This is a genomic window from Bordetella trematum (assembly GCF_900078335.1).
Taxonomy (GTDB): domain Bacteria; phylum Pseudomonadota; class Gammaproteobacteria; order Burkholderiales; family Burkholderiaceae_B; genus Bordetella; species Bordetella trematum.
Window position 1 is genome coordinate 133,718 of sequence record NZ_FKBR01000035.1, and the last position, 20,363, is coordinate 154,080.

19 protein-coding genes are annotated in these 20,363 nt (G+C 68.1%); 11 read left to right on the forward strand and 8 right to left on the reverse strand.

The window, feature by feature from the left end:
- Positions 1-5: 5 nt before the first annotated feature.
- Positions 6-1,271, reverse strand: coding sequence for a histidinol dehydrogenase (gene hisD / locus A7V84_RS15355; RefSeq protein WP_025517032.1), 1,266 nt, complete (start codon positions 1,269-1,271; stop codon positions 6-8).
- A gap of 292 nt (positions 1,272-1,563) precedes the next feature.
- On the opposite strand from hisD, the gene A7V84_RS15360 reads away from it, so the two are divergent.
- Positions 1,564-2,331, forward strand: a complete 768-nt coding sequence (locus A7V84_RS15360; RefSeq protein WP_025517030.1) for a crotonase/enoyl-CoA hydratase family protein — start codon at positions 1,564-1,566, stop codon at positions 2,329-2,331.
- A 68-nt stretch (positions 2,332-2,399) separates the two neighbouring features.
- Entirely contained in the window at positions 2,400-3,923 is a 1,524-nt protein-coding gene (locus A7V84_RS15365; protein WP_025517028.1) for a fumarate hydratase, read from the forward strand.
- 22 nt (positions 3,924-3,945) lie between these two features.
- Here A7V84_RS15365 and A7V84_RS15370 read toward each other — a convergent pair whose 3' ends face one another.
- Genes A7V84_RS15370 through A7V84_RS15380 form a run of 3 tightly spaced genes read right to left on the reverse strand, consistent with a single transcriptional unit; the run spans position 3,946 to position 6,954 of the window.
- Entirely contained in the window at positions 3,946-5,175 is a 1,230-nt protein-coding gene (locus tag A7V84_RS15370) for a CaiB/BaiF CoA transferase family protein (RefSeq protein ID WP_033535315.1), read from the reverse strand.
- Positions 5,172-6,032, reverse strand: coding sequence for a MaoC/PaaZ C-terminal domain-containing protein (locus A7V84_RS15375; protein WP_033535314.1), 861 nt, complete (start codon positions 6,030-6,032; stop codon positions 5,172-5,174). The genes A7V84_RS15370 and A7V84_RS15375 overlap by 4 nt, the downstream gene beginning before the upstream one ends.
- Before the next feature lie 7 nt (positions 6,033-6,039).
- Positions 6,040-6,954: an SDR family NAD(P)-dependent oxidoreductase gene (locus A7V84_RS15380; RefSeq protein WP_025517023.1), complete on the reverse strand. Its 915-nt coding sequence runs from the start codon at positions 6,952-6,954 to the stop codon at positions 6,040-6,042.
- Positions 6,955-7,105: 151 nt separating this feature from the next.
- Here A7V84_RS15380 and A7V84_RS15385 point away from each other — a divergent pair, with 151 nt between their 5' ends.
- Together A7V84_RS15385 and A7V84_RS15390 are read left to right on the forward strand one after the other, a co-directional pair.
- On the forward strand, positions 7,106-8,008 hold the full coding sequence (locus tag A7V84_RS15385) for a LysR family transcriptional regulator (protein WP_025517022.1): 903 nt from the start codon (positions 7,106-7,108) through the stop codon (positions 8,006-8,008).
- A 187-nt stretch (positions 8,009-8,195) separates the two neighbouring features.
- On the forward strand, positions 8,196-9,179 hold the full coding sequence (locus A7V84_RS15390; RefSeq protein ID WP_025517020.1) for a Bug family tripartite tricarboxylate transporter substrate binding protein: 984 nt from the start codon (positions 8,196-8,198) through the stop codon (positions 9,177-9,179).
- 49 nt (positions 9,180-9,228) lie between these two features.
- Here the strand turns inward: A7V84_RS15390 and A7V84_RS15395 are convergent, their stop codons facing one another.
- The 4 genes from A7V84_RS15395 to A7V84_RS15410 all read right to left on the reverse strand — a co-directional run bounded on the left by A7V84_RS15395 (position 9,229) and on the right by A7V84_RS15410 (position 13,358).
- Positions 9,229-10,155, reverse strand: a complete 927-nt coding sequence (locus A7V84_RS15395) for a Bug family tripartite tricarboxylate transporter substrate binding protein (protein ID WP_101605305.1) — start codon at positions 10,153-10,155, stop codon at positions 9,229-9,231.
- A 96-nt stretch (positions 10,156-10,251) separates the two neighbouring features.
- The gene (locus A7V84_RS15400; protein WP_025517015.1) at positions 10,252-11,769 is read right to left on the reverse strand and encodes a class I adenylate-forming enzyme family protein; all 1,518 of its coding nucleotides are present in this window, start codon (positions 11,767-11,769) and stop codon (positions 10,252-10,254) included.
- A gap of 15 nt (positions 11,770-11,784) precedes the next feature.
- Positions 11,785-12,957 (reverse strand): thiolase, encoded by a 1,173-nt coding sequence (locus A7V84_RS15405; RefSeq protein ID WP_063491502.1) that lies wholly within the window; start codon positions 12,955-12,957, stop codon positions 11,785-11,787.
- Positions 12,954-13,358, reverse strand: a complete 405-nt coding sequence (locus tag A7V84_RS15410; RefSeq protein WP_025517011.1) for a Zn-ribbon domain-containing OB-fold protein — start codon at positions 13,356-13,358, stop codon at positions 12,954-12,956. Before A7V84_RS15410 ends, A7V84_RS15405 begins: the two co-directional genes overlap by 4 nt.
- Positions 13,359-13,548: 190 nt before the next feature.
- Here A7V84_RS15410 and A7V84_RS15415 point away from each other — a divergent pair, with 190 nt between their 5' ends.
- From A7V84_RS15415 to A7V84_RS15445, 7 genes are all read left to right on the forward strand, one after another.
- Positions 13,549-14,739: an acyl-CoA dehydrogenase family protein gene (locus tag A7V84_RS15415; RefSeq protein ID WP_063491501.1), complete on the forward strand. Its 1,191-nt coding sequence runs from the start codon at positions 13,549-13,551 to the stop codon at positions 14,737-14,739.
- 29 nt (positions 14,740-14,768) lie between these two features.
- Positions 14,769-15,881 carry an acyl-CoA dehydrogenase family protein gene (locus A7V84_RS15420; protein ID WP_063491500.1) on the forward strand — a complete coding sequence of 371 codons (1,113 nt, stop codon included), beginning with the start codon at positions 14,769-14,771 and terminating at the stop codon, positions 15,879-15,881.
- Entirely contained in the window at positions 15,878-16,678 is an 801-nt protein-coding gene (locus tag A7V84_RS15425) for an enoyl-CoA hydratase-related protein (protein ID WP_115638852.1), read from the forward strand. The genes A7V84_RS15420 and A7V84_RS15425 overlap by 4 nt, the downstream gene beginning before the upstream one ends.
- A gap of 128 nt (positions 16,679-16,806) precedes the next feature.
- Positions 16,807-17,637, forward strand: a complete 831-nt coding sequence (locus A7V84_RS15430) for an HTD2 family dehydratase (protein WP_025517006.1) — start codon at positions 16,807-16,809, stop codon at positions 17,635-17,637.
- Entirely contained in the window at positions 17,634-18,821 is a 1,188-nt protein-coding gene (locus A7V84_RS15435; RefSeq protein WP_025517005.1) for a CaiB/BaiF CoA transferase family protein, read from the forward strand. Before A7V84_RS15430 ends, A7V84_RS15435 begins: the two co-directional genes overlap by 4 nt.
- Positions 18,818-19,648, forward strand: coding sequence for an HpcH/HpaI aldolase/citrate lyase family protein (locus A7V84_RS15440; RefSeq protein ID WP_025517003.1), 831 nt, complete (start codon positions 18,818-18,820; stop codon positions 19,646-19,648). Before A7V84_RS15435 ends, A7V84_RS15440 begins: the two co-directional genes overlap by 4 nt.
- Positions 19,645-20,363: PfkB family carbohydrate kinase (locus tag A7V84_RS15445; protein ID WP_235815954.1), on the forward strand; the 719-nt coding region annotated here is incomplete at its 3' end. The genes A7V84_RS15440 and A7V84_RS15445, both read left to right, overlap by 4 nt.

Genomic DNA, 20,363 nt, shown 5'->3' on the forward strand with positions numbered 1-20,363 from the left:
GGCGATCAGGCCATGCGCAAGGCGGCCGCGCGGCGATGGCCTTCCATGCCTTCGCTGCGGCTCTGGCGCTCGGCCGGCGGCGCCACGGCGGCCACGCCGCGCGCATCCAGCCATTGGTGCGTGCAGATCTTCAGGAAAGAGCCGACCCAGAGCCCGCCGGTGTAGCGGCCCGCGCCCATGGTCGGCAGCGTATGGTTGGTGCCGCAGCACTTGTCGGAATAGACCACGCTGGCCAGCGGCCCGATGAACAGCGAGCCGTAGTTGCGCAGACGGGCCGCCGTGGCATGCGGGTCGCGGGTGTGGACCTGCAGATGCTCGGCGGCGACGCGGTCGGAGTAGGCCAGCATGGCGGCTTCGTCGGGGCACAGCACGATCTCGCCGTAGTCTTCCCAGGCGCGCGCGGCCACCGGTGCGGTGGGCAGGTCCTTCAGCTGGGCCTGGACCTCGGCCAGCGTCGCATGCGCCAGCTCGGCGCTGGTGGTGATCAGGCCCACCCGGGTGCGCACGTCGTGCTCGGCCTGAGCCAGCAGATCGGCGGCGATCATATGGGGGTCGCCGCTGTCGTCGGCGACCACGAAGATCTCGCTCGGCCCGGCCAGCTGGTCGATGCCGACCTCGCCGAATACCTGCCGCTTGGCTTCGTTGACGTAGGCATTGCCGGGGCCGACGATCTTGTCGACGGCCGGGATGGATTCGGTGCCGCAGGCCATCGCAGCGATCGCTTGCGCGCCGCCCACCAGGAAGATGCGGTCGGCGCCGGAGAGGTGGCAGCCGGCGATCATGGCGGGATGCGCTCCCGGCGGCAGGCAGGCGATCACCTCGTCACAGCCGGCCACCTTGGCCGGCACGATGGTCATGACCGGCGCCGACAGGATGGGGTAGCGCCCGCCCGGCACATAGGCGCCGATGCGCGCCACCGGAATGACCCGATGGCCCAGGTGCAGGCCGGGCAGCGCTTCGATCTCCAGCGGCAGCACGGTGGCCAGCTGGGCCTGGGCGAAGGCCCGCACGCGTTCGATGGCGAATTCGGTGTCGGCGCGTGTCTGCGGATCGAGGGCCGCCACGGCCGCCTGCCGCTGCGCCAGACTCACCTCCAGCACGGGGGTGTCGCAGCCGTCGAAGCGGCGCGAGTACTCGCGCACCGCCTCATCGCCCCGGCTGCGCACCTGGGCGATGATGTCCCTGACGGTGTCCTCGATGGCACCGATGCTGTCCTGGGCCGCGGCGGCGGGCGATTTGATGTAGACCAACGAGTCCTGGGGTACAGCCATGGTGGTGCTCCGAGTAGGCGGGGTTGTGATGGCGGCTACTATAAGCAGGGCCTTTGGCTTTGTTTCGTCCCGCCACTGAGGTGGTCAGTTTATTGACCGCGCGCCGGCCGCCGGCCGGCTGGCTGGGCCTGGCCCGGTGCGGCCGGATACGGCGCGGGGCGGTCAATATAGTGATCCGGGCGTGAGGGGGTCTTATTCAGGGCCGGAAGCCGCAATGGTCGTATGATTCGGTTTGTCCAGTCTTATATAGAAGTTGGGAGCCGTTCCCAAACGCCTACGGAAGGAGCATCACATGTCAGAGTTGGTCAAGGTCGAAGTCGCCGACGGTATCCAGATCATTACGGTCAACCGTCCCGAGGCCAAGAACGCCATCAACCTCGAAACCGCGCAGGCCATGGCCGCCGCACTGGAGCAGCTCGATAGCCGCGACGACATCCGCATCGGTATCCTGACCGGCGCGGGCGGCACCTTCTCCTCCGGCATGGACCTGAAGGCCTTTGCCCAGAGCGGCCAGCGTCCGCTGGTGCCGGGGCGCGGCTTTGCCGGCCTGAACGAACGTCCGCCCAGAAAGCCGCTGATCGCCGCCGTGGAAGGCTATGCCCTGGCGGGAGGCTGCGAAATGGCGCTGGCCTGCGACCTGATCGTGGCGGCCAGCAACGCCAGGTTCGGCCTGCCCGAAGTCAAGCGCGGCCTGGTGGCGGGCTCGGGCGGCATGTTGCGTCTGCCGCAGCGCCTGCCCTATCACGTCGCCATGGAAATCATCCTGACCGGCGACATGCTTGCCTCCGAGCGCGCGCATCAGCTGGGCCTGGTCAACCGCCTGACCGAACCGGGCCAGGCGCTGGAGGGCGCACTGGCTCTGGCGCGCGTCATCGTCGAGAACGGCCCGCTGGCCGTGCAGACCGCCAAGAGCATCGTGCAGCAATCGCTCGACTGGGAGCAGGAAGGCATGTTCGACCGCCAGCGTCCGCTCATCGCCCACATCTTCAGCTCCGCCGACGCCAAGGAAGGCGCCACGGCCTTCGCCGAAAAGCGCAAGCCCGTCTGGCAAGGCAAGTAAACCATTCATCTGCGGGGCCGGACGGCGCTGTCCGGCCCGATCTTTTCGTTGTCCCCTACCGTACTGTCATGACCGTTCTCATCAAAGAAGAAGACCTGATCCAGTCGATCGCCGACGGGATTCAGTTCATCAGCTACTACCACCCCGTCGATTACATCCGCCACCTGGCGCGCGCCTATGAGCGCGAAGAAAGTCCGGCTGCGCGTGATGCGATGGCGCAGATCCTGACCAACTCGCGCATGTGCGCAGAAGGCAAGCGCCCGCTGTGCCAGGACACCGGCATCGTCAACGTCTTCCTGAAAGTCGGCATGGACGTGCGCTTCGACACGCGTCGCAGCCTGCAGGAACTGTGCGACGAAGGCGTGCGCCAGGGCTATACCAACCCGGACAATCCGCTGCGCGCCTCGGTGCTGGATGACCCGCTGTTCGCGCGTCGCAACACGCGTGACAACACGCCCTGTATCCTGCACGTCGAACTGGTGCCGGGCAACACCGTCGACGTGCAGATCGCCTCCAAGGGCGGCGGCTCGGAAAACAAAACCAAGTTCGTGATGCTCAACCCCAGCGATTCGCTGGTGGACTGGGTGCTCAAGACGGTGCCGACGATGGGCGCCGGCTGGTGCCCGCCGGGCATGCTGGGCATCGGCGTGGGCGGCACGGCCGAGAAGGCCATGCTGATGGCCAAGCAATCGTTGATGGAAGACATCGACATGTACGAACTGCTGGCCCGCGGCCCGCAGAACAAACTCGAAGAGCTGCGCATCGAGCTCTACGAAAAGGTCAACGCGCTGGGTATCGGCGCGCAGGGCCTGGGCGGCCTGACGACTGTGCTGGATGTCAAGATCAACACCTTCCCGACCCACGCCGCTTCCAAGCCTGTGGCCATGATCCCGAACTGCGCCGCCACGCGTCACGCGCACTTCGTGCTCGACGGCTCGGGCCCGGCACGCCTGGATCCGCCCGCCATGAGCGAGTGGCCGGACGTGCACTGGGCGCCGGACTACAACAAGTCCAAGCAGGTCAACTTGGATACGCTCACGCGTGAAGAAGTCGCCAGCTGGAAGCCGGGCCAGACCCTGCTGCTGTCGGGCAAGATGCTGACCGGCCGCGATGCCGCGCACAAGCGCATCCAGGACATGCTGGCCAAGGGCGAGAAGCTGCCGGTTGACTTCACCAACCGCGTCATCTACTACGTCGGCCCGGTCGATCCGGTGCGCGACGAAGTGGTCGGCCCGGCCGGCCCCACGACCGCCACGCGCATGGACAAGTTCACCGAGATGATGCTGGCGCAGACCGGCCTGATCTCCATGATCGGCAAGTCCGAGCGCGGTCCGGTCGCCATCGAGGCCATCAAGAAGCACAAGTCGGCTTACCTGATGGCCGTGGGCGGCGCGGCCTACCTGGTGTCCAAGGCGATCCGCGAGGCCAAGGTGCTGGCCTTCGAAGACCTCGGGATGGAAGCCATCTACGAGTTCGACGTCAAGGACATGCCGGTGACGGTGGCGGTGGATGCCGAAGGCACGTCGGTGCACACCACCGGCCCCAAGGAATGGCAGGCCCGCATCGGCAAGATCCCGGTCGCCACGGCCTGATGCCGGGGCCAGCCGCCGGGCCTCAGGGCCCGAGGCTGGCCACGTAGTCGGCGATGGCCTGCGGGGACTTTCCCAGCAGGTCCCGCAGCACCTCCTCGGTGTGCTGTCCCAGCAAGGGCGGCGCGGCGCGATACACCACGGGCGAGGCCGAAAAGCGCAAGGGACTGGCCGTCACATCGGCCATGCCGCCCAGGGGGTGCGGCAGGCTGCGCCGCAACTGGCGCGCCTGTGCCTGCGGATGCGCGAAGGCCTGCGCAATGTCATTGATCGGCCCGCAAGGCACGCCCGCAGCCTCCAGGCGGCTGATCCAGTCATCCCGCGTGCGTTGCCGCATGATATCTGCCAGCAGGGCCACCAGGGTGTCGCGATGCGTGACACGCAGATGGTTGGTCACGAAGCGCGGGTCCTCAGCCAGGCCGGGCGCGCCGATGGCGTGGCAATAGGCGCGATACTGGCTTTCATTGCCGGTGGCCACGATCAAATGCCCGTCGGCCGCGGCGAACACCTGATAAGGCACGACGTTCTGGTGGGCGTTGCCGGCCCGTCGGGGCGCCTGGCCGGAGTTGAAGTAATTGGCGTTCTGGTTGGCCAGCATGGCCACGTGGCTGTCCAGCAGCGCAATGTCCAGGTGCTGCCCCAGGCCGCTGCGATGGCGCTCCTGGAGCGCAGCCAGCACCGCCACGGTGGCGTACATGCCGGTGATGATGTCGGTGACGGCCACGCCGGCCTTCTGCGGACCGCCGCCAGGCAGCTCGTCGCGTTCGCCGGTGATGCTCATCAGGCCGCCCATGCCCTGGATCATGAAGTCGTAGCCCGGCCGCCTGGCGTAGGGGCCGTCCTGGCCGAAGCCGGTGACCGAGCAGTAGATCAGGCGCGGGTTGAGCGTGCTCAGGCTGTCATAGTCCAGGCCGTATTTCTGCAGCCCGCCGACCTTGAAGTTCTCCACCAGGATGTCGCTGTCCTGCGCCAGTTCGCGGATCAGCGCCGCGCCCTGCGGCGAGGCGATGTCGGCGCGCACCGAGCGTTTGTTGCGGTTGGCGCTGCTGTAGTAGGCCGACTCGGCACTGTCGCGGCCCGCGCCATCCTTGATGTAGGGAGGCCCCCAGGCGCGCGTGTCGTCGCCGGTATCGGGGCGCTCGATCTTGATGACGTCTGCGCCCAGGTCGGCCAGGTTCTGGGTGCACCAGGGGCCGGCCAGAATGCGCGACAGGTCCAGCACCCGGATGCCCTGCAGCGGTGGCGGGCGGCTCATGGCGTCACCTCGGCGGTGCCGTGACTCATCACGACCACATCGCGCTGCACGCTGCGCACGGCAAAGCGCAGCTCGCGTTCGTTCATGCGCCAGATATCGCACCGCAGGGATTCTCCCGGGTAGACCGGGGCGCTGAAGCGCACGTTCAGGGCCCGCAGGCGGGTGGCGTCGTAATCGCAGCAGCGGCTTACGATGGCGTGCGCGGCTACGCCGAAGGAGCACAGCCCGTGCAGGATGGGGCGCTCGAAGCCGGCCCGCCTGGCCACGCCGGGATCGGCATGCAGAGGGTTGGGGTCGGCATTCAGGCGATACAGCAGCGCGGCGTTGGGCGCGATGGGCAGGGTGCACTGCAGGTCGGGCTGGCGTTCGGGGGCGGGGGGCAGGGGCTCGGGCGGCGCGTCGCCCTGGCCGAAGCCGCCATCGCCGCGGCAGAAGGTGCTTTGCTGCAGCGTGGCCAGGCAGTCGCCGGCCATGTCGTGCAGCGTTCGCTCGGTGACGACGATGGCGCCGCGTTCGCGTCCCTTGTCCACCACATGGGTGATGCGGCTGCGGCCGAGCACCCGGCCCGAGGCGGGCAGGGGCTTGTGCAGGGTCAGGCGTTGTTCGCCATGCACGATGCGCACCCAGTCGATGCCGGCGCGCGGGTCGCGCATCCAGAACCCCGGATAGCCCAGCACCACGCTCATGGTCGGAAATGCGATGAGGTCTTTCTCGTAGACGTAGCGCAGCTGGCGGGTGTCGAGCGGGTCCTGTCCCAGCCCGATGCCCAGCGCATAAAGCATGGTGTCCTTGTCGGTGTAATGCTGCTCGACGTCGGGAAACGCCCAGTGCTTGACGGTGTCGTAGTCCAATGCCATGGCGAGCTCAGATAGGGTCCCAGTCGATGACGTCCGGCGAACGCTCCAGCGCATAGAAGTGCTTGCGCATCGCCGGCATGGCGATTTCGCCGATGCGCTCGGGCGTCCAGCCCTCGGCGTGATGCACCGAGCGCAGCGGCCGCGGCTGGCTCATCAGCATGATTTCGTTGGCGCGTACCGCGAACACCTGCGCATTGACTGCCTGCGCCATGTCGCTGGCGAGATACACGGCCAATGGCGCGACCTTGCCGGCCTCCATCTTCTTGAGCTTCTCGACGCGGGCCTTTTCCTCGTCGGTCTCGGCCGGGATGGAGTCGGTCATGCGGCTCCAGGCAAAGGGCGCGATGCAGTTCGAGCGCACGTTGTAGCGCGCCATGTCCAGCGCAATGGATTTGGACAGCGCCACGATGCCCAGCTTGGCGGCCGCATAGTTGGCCTGGCCGAAGTTGCCGATCAGCCCCGAGGTCGAGGTCATGTGCACCAGGCTGCCGCTGCCTTGCTCGCGGAAATATGGCGCGGCGGCGCGGCTCATGAAAAACGAGCCGTTCAGATGCACGTCCAGCACCTGGCGCCATTCCTGCTCGCTCATCTTGTGGAACACGCGGTCGCGCAGGTTGCCGGCGTTGTTCACCACCGCGTCGATGCGGCCGAAGTGTTCGACGGCAGCGCGCAGCACCTCGCTGGCGCTGTCGTAGGCGGCCACGCTGTCGGTGTTGGCCAGGGCCTCTCCCCCGGCGCGCCGGATCTCCTCGGTCACGGCCCTGGCCGGCCCCTGGGTGCCGCCTTCGCCGTTGAGCGACACGCCGATGTCGTTGACCACCACCTTGGCGCCGGCGCGCGCCATGGCCAGCGCGATCTCGCGCCCGATGCCGCCACCTGCGCCGGTGACGATGACTACCTTGCCGGATACGGCTGCGCTCATTGAAATCACTCCTTGATCGCTGCGGCCACGGGGCCGCATGGATAATTGCCGGGTCTTTGCCAAGTGGCTTGCAGCACCTCTGCATGGTAGATTCCAAAGGGCCTTGGGCAGAATTCAGAATTAGAAATGCCCCCCTTCTGCGTGGTGGAACATGAGACATGACCTGACCGACCTGCGACTGTTTCTGAACGTGGGTGAGACCCTGAACCTCACGCGGGCAGCCGAACGCACCTTTCTGTCGCTGCCTGCGGCCAGCGCCCGCGTCAAGAACATGGAAGAGGCCTTCAAGACGCGCCTGCTGCAGCGCATGGCAACGGGGGTTTCGCTCACGCCGGCCGGAGAAGTGCTGTTGCGGCATGCGCATTCGGTGTTCCGCCAGCTGGAGTGCCTGTACGCGGACCTGCAACCCTATGCCGACGGGCTCAAGGGGCGTCTGCGCCTGTTGGCCAACACGACCGCCACCAATTCTTTCCTGGCGGATGCCTTGTCCACCTTCCTGGCCGAGAATCCCGATGTGGATGTCGAACTCGAAGAGAAGAACTCGGGCGACATCGTCATCGCGGTGCGCAACGGCAGCGCCGATTTCGGCCTGGTGGCCGGGAATATCGACGTGACCGGCCTGGATGTCATGCCGCTGTTTCGCGATGAGCTGGTGGTGGTGACCTCGCTGGACCACGCGCTGGCCGGGGCCGAGTCGCTGCGGTTTTCCGATATCGTCGATACGCAGCAGTTCGTCGGCATTCATCCCTCCAGCGCCATCCAGACCTTTCTGGAGGACTGCGCCACGTCACTCGGAAAGCGCATCTGCCAGCGCGTGCATGTCGGCAGCTTCGAGGCCGTCTGCCGCATGGTCGAGGCGGGGGCGGGCATCGCGGTGGTGCCGCGCGCCTGTGCCTTGCGCTACAGCCGGCCGCAAGCGCTGCGCATCCTGCGCCTGCAGGAAAGCTGGGCCTTGCGCGATCGTCTGTTGTGCCGTCAGCGCGGCCGCGACATGCCGCATTTCTGCGAGTCTTTCATCGATCATCTGCAGCGTGCCGCGCATGCCCCCGCCTGAGGGGCGGATCGCTTGTTTCTGAGGTATCGGACGGCACGCCGGGCGGCCTGACTTTCCTGTGGGTGAACGGGCCCTTAGGGAAATGCGTATCGGCAAATCCTGCGGCCTGCGCGAGTATCGGGCTATCGGTGACAAGTTGCGCCGTCGCCGAACGCGTCATCACACCGATACCGACAAGGAGACAACCGTGATCGATCAACAGCGTCGTCGGCTCAGCCTGGGCGCCAGCCTGGCGCTCGCCTCCCTCTGCCTGCCCCTCGCGGCGCGCGCGCAAGCCTGGCCTGCGCGCGCCGTCAATTTCATCGTGCCATTTCCGCCGGGCGGGCCGGTGGACACGGCCGCGCGTTTCACCACCCTGCCGTTGGGCGAGCGGTGGTCGCAACCGGCAGTGGTGGACAACCGCTCCGGGGCGGGCGGCATCGTGGGGGCGCAGTTCGCCGCCAAGGCGCCGGCTGACGGCTACCACTTCTTCTTCGCCGCCATCCACCATGCCGTGCTGCCCAGCCTGCACGACACGCTTTCCTATGACATCCTGGAGGACTTCGAGCCGGTCGGCATGACCGCGGTGTTTCCCATCGTGCTGGTGGTCCATCCGGACCTGCCCGTGCACTCCGTCCAGGAGCTGGTGGAATACGCCCGGGCGCGCCCGGGGGCGCTGTCGTTCAGTTCGTCGGGCACGGGCGGCGGCACGCATCTGGCGGGCGAGCTTTTCAACAGTCTGGCGGGCGTGAAGATCCAGCACGTGCCGTATCGCGGCAGCGCGCCGGCGATGCAGGATCTGCTGGGCGGGCAGGTGCAGATGATGTTTGCCGACGGACCGTCGGCCGTGCCGCATCTGAGCACCGGGCGCGTGCGTGCCTTGGGGGTGGGAACGCCGCAGCGTTCGGCCATGTTTCCCGATCAGCCCACCATCGCCGAGTCGGGGCTGCCGGGCTACGAAGCCTATTCCTGGAGCGGACTGCTCGCGCCCAAGGGCACGCCGCCGGCGCTCATTGCGCGCGTGAACGCCGATATGGTGCAGGTGCTGAGCGACCCGGCCATCGCCGGGAAGCTGCTGGCCGCCGGCGCGCAGGCGCAGCCTGGGTCGCCACAGGCCTTCCGCGCCTTCCTGCAGGCCGAGATCGAAAAATGGCGCGAGGTGATCCGCAGCGCCGGCATCACGCTTTCATGAGCGGGCCGACGCCAGGACGGCTGCCGTCCTGGCGTCGCCGTGACGGTCTTTAGTTGGCCTGGATGCCCGCGCTTTCGACAACATCCGACCAGAGCGCGTACTCGTCTTCGATGCGGGCCTGCAAGGCACGCGCATCGCCGTCGTTGATGCGGTAGCCGCCTTCGATCATGGCCTTGCGAAAGCCTGCATCGCGCGAGACGGCCAGCAAGGCGTCGGCCAGGCGCGTGCGCTGCGCCCCGGGCAGTCCGGGCGGCGCGATCAGGGCGTACCAGCCCATCACCTCGTAGTCCTTCAGGCCGGCTTCGGCCATGGTCGGCACGTCGGGCAGTTCCGGATTGCGGGTGCGCGACGTGACTGCCAGGGCGCGTGCCTTGCCGCTGTTGATGAAAGGGATGGCGGTGCTGGTGATGTCGAACATGAAAGTGATCTTGCCGCTGACCACATCCATCATGGCCGGGGCGTTGCCGCGGTAGGGCACGTGCAGCATCGGCGCGTCGGTCAGCTTTTTCATGAGTTCGGCCGACAGGTGGTTGGAGGCGCCCACGCCGGCCGAGCCGAAGGCGACTTTCTCGGGGTTGGCGCGGGCATAGGCGATGAGCTCGGAGACGTCGCGCGCGGCGATCTGCGGGCCGGCCAGCAGCACGTTGGTGTAATCGACGATGAGGCCGACCGGCGTGAAGTCGCGGCGCGGGTCGAACAGTTTGCTGCGCTGGACCTGGGGCGACATCGTCAGGGTGGGGCTGGCCGCGAAGCCCAGCATGTAGCCGTCGGGCGCGGCTTTGGCGATCGCGTCGGCGGCGATCATGCCGCTGGCGCCGGCGCGGTTTTCGACCACGATGGTCTGGCCGAGCTCGTCGCCGAGGTACTTGGCGAACACGCGCGCGGTGGTGTCGACCGGCCCGCCCGGCGCATAGCCCACGAGCAGGCGGATGGGATGATCAGGGTAGGCCGATTGCGCCGGCGCGGCGGCAAGCATCAGGGTGGCAGTCAAGGCAGCAAACAACGGTCTGAGGGTCACGCTCCTGTCTCCTTGGTATGTGACCGGCGCTGCGCAATCGGTTTGCCAATCGGGCTAGGCCAGTCTTTGTTTGAGCGGTTGCTTGAGCAGCTTGCCGCTCACGGTGGTGGGAATCGCATCGATGAAATGAAATTCCGCGGGGCACTTATAGGGGGCGAGCTGGCTGCGCAGATGCAGACTGAGCGCGGCGGTATCGACGCGCGCGCCCGGCATCGGCTCGATGAAGGCCACGACCTCCTCGTTGTGGTCGGGCGTGACCCGCCCGACCACCGCCGACAGGCGCACGCCGGGGTAGGCGTTGATGACGCTTTCCACCTCCAGCGGATAGACGTTGAAGCCCGAGCGGATGATCAGGTCCTTGCTGCGTCCGGAAATGAACAGCGCGCCGCTGTGGTCCACGTAGCCGATATCGCCGGTGTTGAGCCAGCCTCCGGGCAGCAGGGCCTGGGCGGTCTGTTCGGGGGCTTTGTAGTAACCCAGCATGACGCCGGGTCCGCGGATCAGGATCTGGCCCGGCTCGCCCGGCGGCTGGCAGGGAGCGTCCAGTTCGCCGATATGCCATTGCACGCCCTCGACCGCCACGCCGGCCGTGCAGTCCTGGCGCGGCTGGTCGATCTCGGTGATGAACATCGAGCCGGCGTACTCGGTGATCCCGTAGCCGTGGTGCATGGGAACGCCGAATTGGCGTTCGACATCGCGCTTGAGCGTCGGGTCGAGCGCCGCGCCGCCGGTGTACACGTATCGCAGGCGTGAGCTGATCGGCGAACGCGGTTCTGGGATGGCCGCCAGCAGGCGCGTGAACATGGTCGGCACGCCCTGCAGAATGGTGATGCCCGGATCCGTCAGCGAGCGCAGCACGTCGGCGGGGTCGAAGCGGCTGCGCAGCACCAGGCTGGCACCGCCGGCAATGGTGGCCAGCAGCACGGTGGCGATGCCGAAAATGTGCGACAGGGGCAGGGCGGCATAGGCAATGTCGGTCGGCTGCAGACGACGCGAGGCGGCCGAAATGCCGGCAAAGTGCACCAGGCCGCGGTGAGGCACCATCACCCCCTTGGGCGCACCCGTGGTGCCGGAGGTATAGATCACGGTTGCCACCAGCGCAGCGATGGATGGCGGTTCGGCCGGCGTGGCCTGCGACGCGCGCCAGTGGTCCAGGCCTTCGCCCCAGACCCCGGCGTCGGCCGGCATGGCCCCGGCCTGTTCGGCATGGGCGCGCGCGGCCGTCGAGACGCCGCTGGTGTAGAGCGCAATCTGCGGCTGCGCGTGCGTCTGGATGGTGGCGATCTCGCGCGCGCTCAGGCGGGCGTTGACGCCGACCGGCCAGGCTCCCAGCACGCTGCACGAAAAGAGCGCCAGCAGCATGGCCCGGCAGTTTTCGCCCACCACCAGCACGCGGTGGCCGGGTTGCACGCCCTGGGCCTGCAGCCATTCGGCGGCTGCGCCGACCTGGCGCCACAGCTCGCCATAGGTGCAGCGCCCGCCGTCCTCCTCGTGCAGCAGCACGGCGTCGGGTTGGCGCGCGGCCTGGGCAGCCAGCAATTCATGAATGCGTGTGGGGTGTGCGAGAGACATCGTTGGATTCAGGGATCAAAGAGTGGCCTGGGTGCCGAGAATGGCAGTGGATTGGCTGGAAAGGGTACCGCCATTTCCGTGCACCAGCGCCAGCTCGGCGCCGGCGACCTGGCGTGCGCCGCATTCGCCCCGCAGCTGCCGCACCGCTTCGATCATGATGAAAACGCCGTACATGCCGGGATGGATGCAGGACAGGCCGCCTCCGTTGGTGTTGACCGGCAGGCGTCCGCCCGGTGCGATCGCGCCGTTGGCGATGAAGTCGCGCGCTTCGCCCTTGCGGCAGAAACCGAGGTCCTCCAGGAACAACAGGGTATTGATGGTGAAGGCGTCATACAGCTCGACCACGTCGATGTCGGCCGGCGCGACGCCCGCCATGGCATAGGCGGCGGCGCCGGATTCCGTGGCGGCGGTGATGGTCAGGTCCTCCATCGAGGAGATCTGGCGATTCCAGACGGCGGTGGCGTTGCCCAGCACGTAGACCGGCGGGCGCGGCAGATCGCGAGCACGCTCGGCGCGCACCAGCACATAGGCGCCGGCGCCATCGGTGACCAGGCAGCAGTCGCGCACGCTCAGGGGATCCGACACCATGCGCGCGCCCAGGATCTGCTCCAGGGTGAGCGCTTCGCGCAGCTGCGCTTCGGGGTTCAGCTGCGCCCACTGGTTGGCGGCCAGGGCGACCTGGGCCAGGTCTTCGCGCCGCGTGCCGTACTGATGCATGTGGCGCGAGGCAGCCAGGGCATAGGAGCTCAGCGGGCTGAGCGGGTCATAGGGGGCTTCATAGGGCTGGGGGTCGAACTGCTTGCGTACCCGGCCTATCTCGGCCCGGTTCAGGCTCGATGTGCGCTGGGTGCTGCCGTAGCACACCAGCACGGCCTGGCACTGGCCGCTGGCCAAGGCATGCAAGGCCGGCATCAGGTGCGCCACGAAACTCGATCCACCCAGCATGGTGCTGTCGATGAAGCTGGGGCGGATGCCCAGGTGCTCGATCACCGGCATGGCCCACATGGGCGCGGCCACGCTGGCTGTGCAGATGCCGTCGATATCGCGCATGCTCAGCCCAGCATCGGCCACCGCACGCTGCGCGGCCTGCACCAGGATTTCCATTTCGGTATAGCCGTTGGCCTGTCCCAGCCCGGCATGGCCGACGCCGGCCACCGCCACCGCGCCACGCAGTTCACGCATGCTCATCGGGTTTCCTCCTGTGCCGCGAAGACCACCAGGCCCTGGCCGTTTTCCTGAATCACGCGTGCCCTTACCGCCATGCCGATGGCGACCTGCCCGGGGGGCGTGCCGTCGACGCGGCTCATCATGCGCACGCCTTCGGCCAGATCGATCAGCGCCACGTTGTAGTCGCCCCCGGCCTGGGGCTTGCGCCGCACCACGGTGGTGGCATAGACCACGCCGGCCCCCTCGGGCTCGATCCAGCGCAGCCGGTCGGCGCCGCAATGCGGGCAGATCATGCGCGGGTAGAACACGGCGCGTTCGCAGGCCTCGCAGCGTTGGATCAGGAAGCGGCCGGCATCGAGCGCCTGGCGGAAGGTGGCGTCTGCGCCGCCGGCACAGGCATCGGGAAGAGGGTGTGGGGTCATGAACGGCTCCGGGATGACTTGCCGGCAAGTGTGGCGCGAGCCGGGCGCAGCGGGCCATTCTTCATTGCTTAAGCAGGGCTTTTGCGCAAGCGTAGGCTGCCAGCCCTCTGTCCTGGCGGAAGCCGCCCTTCGGCATAGCCAAATTGCCGGACTCAGGCGCGCATGGCTAGATAGGGCCAAGGAGGAAGACATGAACCTGACCTGGACTGCCACGGAGCAGCGCTTTCGCGACGAGGTGCGCGCGTTCGCGCAACAGCAATTGCCGCAGGATATCCGCGAGCGCACCCTGCGCCATCAGCGCCTGGAGCGCGACGATTACGTGCGTTGGCACAACATTCTCGCGGATCACGGCTGGGGCGCGCCGAACTGGCCCCGGGAGCACGGCGGCACCGGCTGGAACGCGATGCAGCGCCTGATCTTCGAGATCGAGTGCTTTCGCGCGGGCGCGCCCCGTCTGCTGCCTTTCGGCCTGAGCATGATCGGCCCGGTGCTGATGAAATACGGCAGCGCAGAGCAATGCGCCACGCTGCTGCCGCGCATGATCCGGGTCGAGGATTGGTGGTGTCAGGGTTACTCCGAGCCGGGCTCCGGCTCCGATCTGGCTTCGCTCAAGACCCGTGCCGTGCGCGATGGCGATCATTACGTGGTCAACGGCCAGAAAACCTGGACCACTCTGGCCCAGCATGCCGACAAAATGTTCTGCCTGGTCCGCACCGATCCCGATGCGCGCCCGCAGCAGGGCATCTCCATGCTTCTGCTGGACATGCGTTCGCCGGGTGTGACGGTCCGCCCGATCCGCACGCTTGACGGCGGGCAGGAGGTCAACGAGGTCTGGCTGGAGGATGTGCGCGTGCCGGCCAGCGGGCTGGTCGGCGAGGAAAACAAGGGCTGGACCTACGCCAAGTACCTGCTGGGACACGAGCGCACCGGTATCGCCGGGCTGGGCCATTGCTATCGCGAGCTGGGGGTGCTCAAGAGCATGGCGGCGCAGACCCAGGTGCGGGGCCGGCCGCTGCTGGCCGACAGCCGCTTTCGCGACCGGCTCTCGAACCTGGAGATCGACATCATGGCGCTGGAGATGCTGCTGTTGCGCGTGGCCAGCAGCAACGACGGCACGCCCGGGCCGCAGGCCTCCATCCTGAAGATCCGCGGCTCCGAAATCCAGCAGGATCTGGCGATGCTGCAGATGGAAGTGGCCGGCCCTTGCGCCTGGCCCTATGACCCCGATTGGCTGCGGGCCGACGCCGCTTTCCAGGGGCCCGGCCCGGCCATGGCGGCGGCCGCCGGCGCGGCCTACGTGGACATGCGCAAGACCTCCATTTACGGCGGCACCACCGAGGTGCAGAAAGGCATCATCGCCCGGATGATGCTGGGCCTGTGAACGCAATCCCATCCGCAGAGGAACAAGGCATGGACTTTGATTATTCCGATGAACAACGCATGCTGGCCGACAGCGTGCAGCGCCTGGTCTCGCAGCACTGGGGCATGGCCCAGCGGCGCGAGCGCGCCGCGCGCAGCACGCTCGATCCGCAGGTCTGGCAGGCGCTGGCCGGGCTGGGCGTGCTGGGATTGAATATCCCGCAGGAGTACGGCGGCTTTGGCGAGCCGGCCGACAGCCTGCTGCCTGTGCATCTCGAACTGGGCCGGGGCCTGGTCGCCGAGCCGGTCATCCCCAGTGCCGTCATGGCGAGCGCGATTTTGCAGGCCTGCGAGCCGGCGGCCCAGGCAAGCTGGCTGCCGGGCATCGCCACGGGCGAGATCGTGGCGACAGTGGCCTATCAGGAGCCGGGCCGGCGCTATGCCGTATTGCCGCAGGATTGCCATGCCGCCCCCGAGGGCGAGGGCTGGCTGCTCAACGGCGTCAAGACGCTGGTGTGGCATGGGGCTGCCGCGGATCTGATGCTGCTGACGGCGCGCGGGCCCCAAGGGCAGACCCTGCTGTTCGCCCTGCCGGCGTCGGCGTCCGGGCTGCAGCGGCTCGACACGCCCACGCTCGATCGCAGCCGTTGCGCCCGCCTGCAGCTGGATCGGGTTGTCCTGCCCGCGCAGGCGCTGCTGGCGCGCGGGGAGGCGGCCGATCAAGCCCTGGAGCGTGCGCTGGCCTGGGGCATTGCGGCGCTGTGCGCGCATGGGGCGGGCGCGATGTCGCGCCTGCTGGAACTGACGCTGGATTACGTCAAGACGCGGCGGCAGTTCGGTCAGCCGCTGGCGGCTTTCCAGGTGGTCCAGCATCGCATGGCCGACATGCTGGTCGCCAAAGAGATGGCCTTGTCGATGGCCTATGTGGCGGTCGCCGCGCTCAAGCAGAGCGACCCGCGCGAGCGCCGCCGGGGGATCGCCGCCGCCAAGTTGCAACTGGCGCGCAGCGGCCGCGAGATCGGGCAGGCGGCGGTGCAGCTGCATGGCGGCATGGGCATGACCGATGAGCTGGAGGTGGGGGATTTCTTCAAGCGGCTGACCATGCTGGATGCCTTGTTCGGCGATACCGCCGAACAGCTGGCGCAGTGGGAGGAGCTGGCATGACCCGCCTGGCCTATGAGCAGATCCTGTTCGACATTCAGGATGGCGTGGCGCGCATCACGCTGAACCGGCCGGCGCGGCTCAACAGCTTTACCCAGCGCATGCACGCAGAGCTGTCGCAGGCGCTGGATGTCCTGGAAGCCGAGCCGGGACTGCGCGGCGTCATCCTGACCGGCGCCGGTCGCGCTTTCTGCGCCGGCCAGGATCTGGCCGAGCGCCAGTCCGCCCGGGACGGCGCGCGGCGCGATCTGAGCGAGATGCTCAAGCGCTGGTATCGCCCGCTGATCCTGCGCCTGCGCGCCTTGCCGGTGCCCGTGATCTGCCTGATGAACGGCGTGGCGGCTGGCGCAGGCGCCAGCCTGGTGCTGGCCTGCGATGTCGTCGTGGCGGCCGGTTCGGCTCGGTTCGTGCAGGCCTTCAGCCAGATCAGCCTGTTGCCGGATGCCGGCGGGACCTACTTTCTGCCGCGCCTGGCAGGCCAGGCGCGCGCCATGGGGGCGGTGCTGTTCGGCGAGCCGGTCAGCGCGCAGCAGGCCCTGGACTGGGGGCTCATCTGGCAGGTCGTGCCTGACGAGGCCCTGCCGCAGACGCTGGCCGATCTGGCCCGGCGGCTGGCTTGCGGCCCCACCCGGGCTTTTGGCGCGGCCAAACAGGCCCTGCAGGCATCCTGGAGCAACACGCTGGCCGAGCAGATCGACCTGGAGGCGCAGTGGCAGCAGTCGCTGGGTTATACCGAAGACTATCTGGAAGGCATGCGCGCTTTCGCCGAAAAGCGCCCGCCGGCATTTCGCGGCTGCTGATCGCTGCCGCGCCATCCGGCGTCCGTGTTTCGTTTGCGCCTAAGCCCGCCTTGCTGAAATACGAATTTACACCCGCGCGGGCGGCGGGCATGCTTGCCCCTGTCCGTCACATACAGGAGCACTACGACATGTCCCAGCCCGCTTTGGATCAATGGATAGGCAGCACCGAGTGTCAGCCCGATTCGCTCGACCCCTTGCACGCGGCGCGCATCGCAGCCACGCTGGGGGTGCCCGCGCCCCAGGCTGGCCAGGCGCTGCCGCCGTTGTGGCAGTGGGCATTCTTCATCAAGCCGGTCGATGCCGGCGGATTGGGTCGCGACGGTCACCCGGCGCGCGGTGGCTTTCTGCCGCCAGCCGATGACCGCAACCGCATGTGGGCCGGCGGGCGGGTCGAGTTCCGTCAGCCGCTGCGCGTCGGTGAGCCGGCGGAGCGGGTTTCCCGGGTCAGCGCCATCCAGGAGAAAAACGGCCGCACCGGGCAACTGCTGTTCGTGACCGTGCGCCATGAGTTCCGCCAGGGCGGCGAGCTGGCCATCGCCGAAGAGCAGGATATCGTCTATCGTCAGCCCACGCCGCCCAAGCTCGAAGGCAGCCAGCCCGCGCCCCAGGCGCAGTGGCAGGAGAGCGTCGAGCCCAGCGAGGTGCTGCTGTTCCGCTATTCGGCCGTGACCTTCAATGGCCATCGCATCCACTATGACCATCCCTACGTGACGGGCGTCGAGGGCTATCCCGGGCTGGTGGTGCACGGCCCATTGATCGCCACCAGCATGGTGGCGGCATTCTGCCGGGCCCATCCGCAGGCGCGCCTCAAACATCTGGCCTACCGTGGGCTGCGGCCCCTGATCGCTCCGCGCCCCTTTCAGGTGGGCGGACGCATCGAGGCGCCGGGCCAGGCGCAGCTGTGGGCCGAGCAGGATGGCACGCTGGCTCATCAGGCTGAACTGAGGTTCGAAGCATGAGCGGGCCGCGACCCCTGGACGGCATCACCGTCGTCAGCCTGGAGCACGCCATCGCGGCGCCTTTCTGCACCCGCCAGCTGGCAGATATGGGCGCGCGCGTGATCAAGGTCGAGCGCCCCGGCGCGGGCGATTTCGCCCGCGCCTATGACCAGCGGGTGCGTGGCCTGGCTTCGCATTTCGTCTGGACCAACCGTTCGAAAGAAAGCCTGGCCCTGGATCTGAAAAAGCCCGAGGCTGCCGACGTGATGGAGCGCTTGCTGGCGCAGGCCGATGTGCTGGTACAGAACCTGGCGCCCGGCGCGGCGGCCCGGCTGGGGCTGTCCTTCGAGGCGCTGCATGCGCGCCTGCCGCGTCTGATCGTCTGCGACATTTCCGGCTACGGCGAAGGCGGCCCCTATCAGGACAAGAAGGCCTATGACCTGCTGATCCAGAGCGAAAGCGGCTTCGTGTCCGTGACCGGCAGTCCCGACGAGCCGGCCAAGGCCGGCTGCTCGATCGCCGACATCTCGGCCGGCATGTACGCCTACAGCGGCATCCTCAATGCCTTGTTGTTGCGCGGCAAGACCGGGCTGGGCAGCCGCGTCGACGTCTCCATGCTGGAGAGCATGGTCGAGTGGATGGGCTATCCGATGTATTACGCCTTCGAGGGCGCTGCCCCGCCGCCGCGGGCCGGCGCCGCCCATGCGACCATCTACCCCTATGGGCCGTTCCCGGTGGGCGATGGCCACACCGTGATGCTGGGTCTGCAGAACGAGCGCGAATGGCTGGCCTTCTGCACCCAGGTGCTGCAGCAGCCGGCGCTGGCCGCAGACAGCCGCTTCGCCGGCAATGCGCAACGCGTGGCCCATCGCGAGGCCCTGCGGGCGCTCATCGTGCAGGCCTTCTCCGGTCTGACCATCGGCGAGGTGAGTGCGCGCCTGGACGCGGCCCAGATCGCCAATGCGCGGGTCAACGACATGCAGGGTGTCTGGCAGCATCCGCAGCTGCAGGCGCGCGGCAACTGGCGCGAGATCGACAGCCCGGCCGGCCGGCTGCCGGCCTTGCGGCCGCCCGCCCACAGCAATGCGTTCGAACCCCGCATGGGGGCTGTGCCGGGCGTGGGCGAGAACACCGACGCGGTGTTAGCATCGCTGGGGTACGCGCCCGAGGACGTGGCGCGCCTGCATGCTGCGGAGGTTGTGTGATGTCTTCTGTTGTCCGAAGCGCGTTGTTCGTGCCCGCCCTGCGGCCCGACCGAATCCCCAAGGCCCTGGCCACGGCGGCCGATCGCGTCATCGTCGATCTGGAAGATGCCGTCGAGCCCGAGGCCAAGCAGAGCGCGCGCGCCGCCCTGCTGGATTTCCTGGCGGCGCATCGCGACAAGCATCTGTGGGTCCGGATCAACGGCGCCGGCACTGCCTGGCATGCCGATGACCTGGCCGCCCTGCGTGGCCAGCCCAATGTCAGCGGCATCGTGCTGCCCAAGGCCGAGAGCGCCGAAGAGGTCCGCCAGGCGGCGGCCACCGGCATCGCCGTCATCCCCATCATCGAGACGGCGCGCGGGGTGCTGGCCCTGTCCGGCATCGCTGCCGAGCCGGGCGTCGAACGGCTGGCATTCGGTTCGCTGGACTACTCGCTCGACCTCGACATGACGCCCGACAGCGAAGGCGCCGACATGGTGCTGCAGCATGCGCGCGTGCAGTTGCTGCTGCAGGGGCGCGTGGCCGGTCTGGCGCAACCCCTGTACGGCATCTTCCCGGGCATCCAGGACACCTCGGGCCTGCGCGCGGCCGCCATCCGGGCGCGCGACATGGGCTACGGGGGGCTGCTCTGTATCCACCCGGTCCAGGTGCCGGTGGTGCACGAAGCCTTCCTGCCGCCCCTGGCCGAACTGGCCTGGGCCCGCCAGGTGGTGCAGGCGCACCAGCAGACCGGCCAGGCGGCCTTCAAGCTCGACGGCAAGATGATCGACGCGCCGGTCATCGCCCGCGCCCGGCGCCTGCTGGCGCGTGCCGGTCAGGAGCAGGCATGAGCGCGCGGGCGCTGTTTGTCGGGCACAGCTACATCGACGTCACGCTGCTGGCCGACGAGATTCCGCAAGGCGATGACAAGGCCGTGGCGCGCGACTACGCCGTATCCTTCGGCGGCAATGCCGTCACCGCCGCCTTTGCCTGCGCCAAACTGGGCGTGGACAGCGAGCTGCTGACCACGCTGGCGCCGGACTGGCTGGGCCGCATGTTCAGCGCCATGGCCGACAGCCATGGCGTGGTGCTGCACCCCCGCGCCGTGGGGCGTTCCTCGCTGTCTTTCATCATGCCGCGCGACGGGCGGCGCGCCATCCTGCGCGCGCGCGAGAGCAACTACCTGGAAGATTTCCCGCGGCTGGATGTCAGCCCCTTCCGGGTGCTGCACCTGGATGGCCATCAGCCCGATGCGGCGCTGCATTACGCGCGCGCCTGCCGCGAGGCCGGCATCCTCACCTCGCTCGATGGCGGGGGGCTGCGCAGCAATACCGAAACCCTGATGGGCTACATCGACGTGGCCATCTGCGCCGAACGGCTGTGCGAGCAGATGAACCTCAGTCCGGAAGGCTTGCTCGACTGGCTCAAGCAGCGCGGCTGCCGCATCGGCGGCGTGACCCAGGGCGAACACGGCATGCTCTGGTACGACGAGAGCGGCACGGTGCAGCGCCTGCCGGCGCTGGACGTGCCGCGGGCCGATATCGTCGATACGGCGGGGGGGGGGGG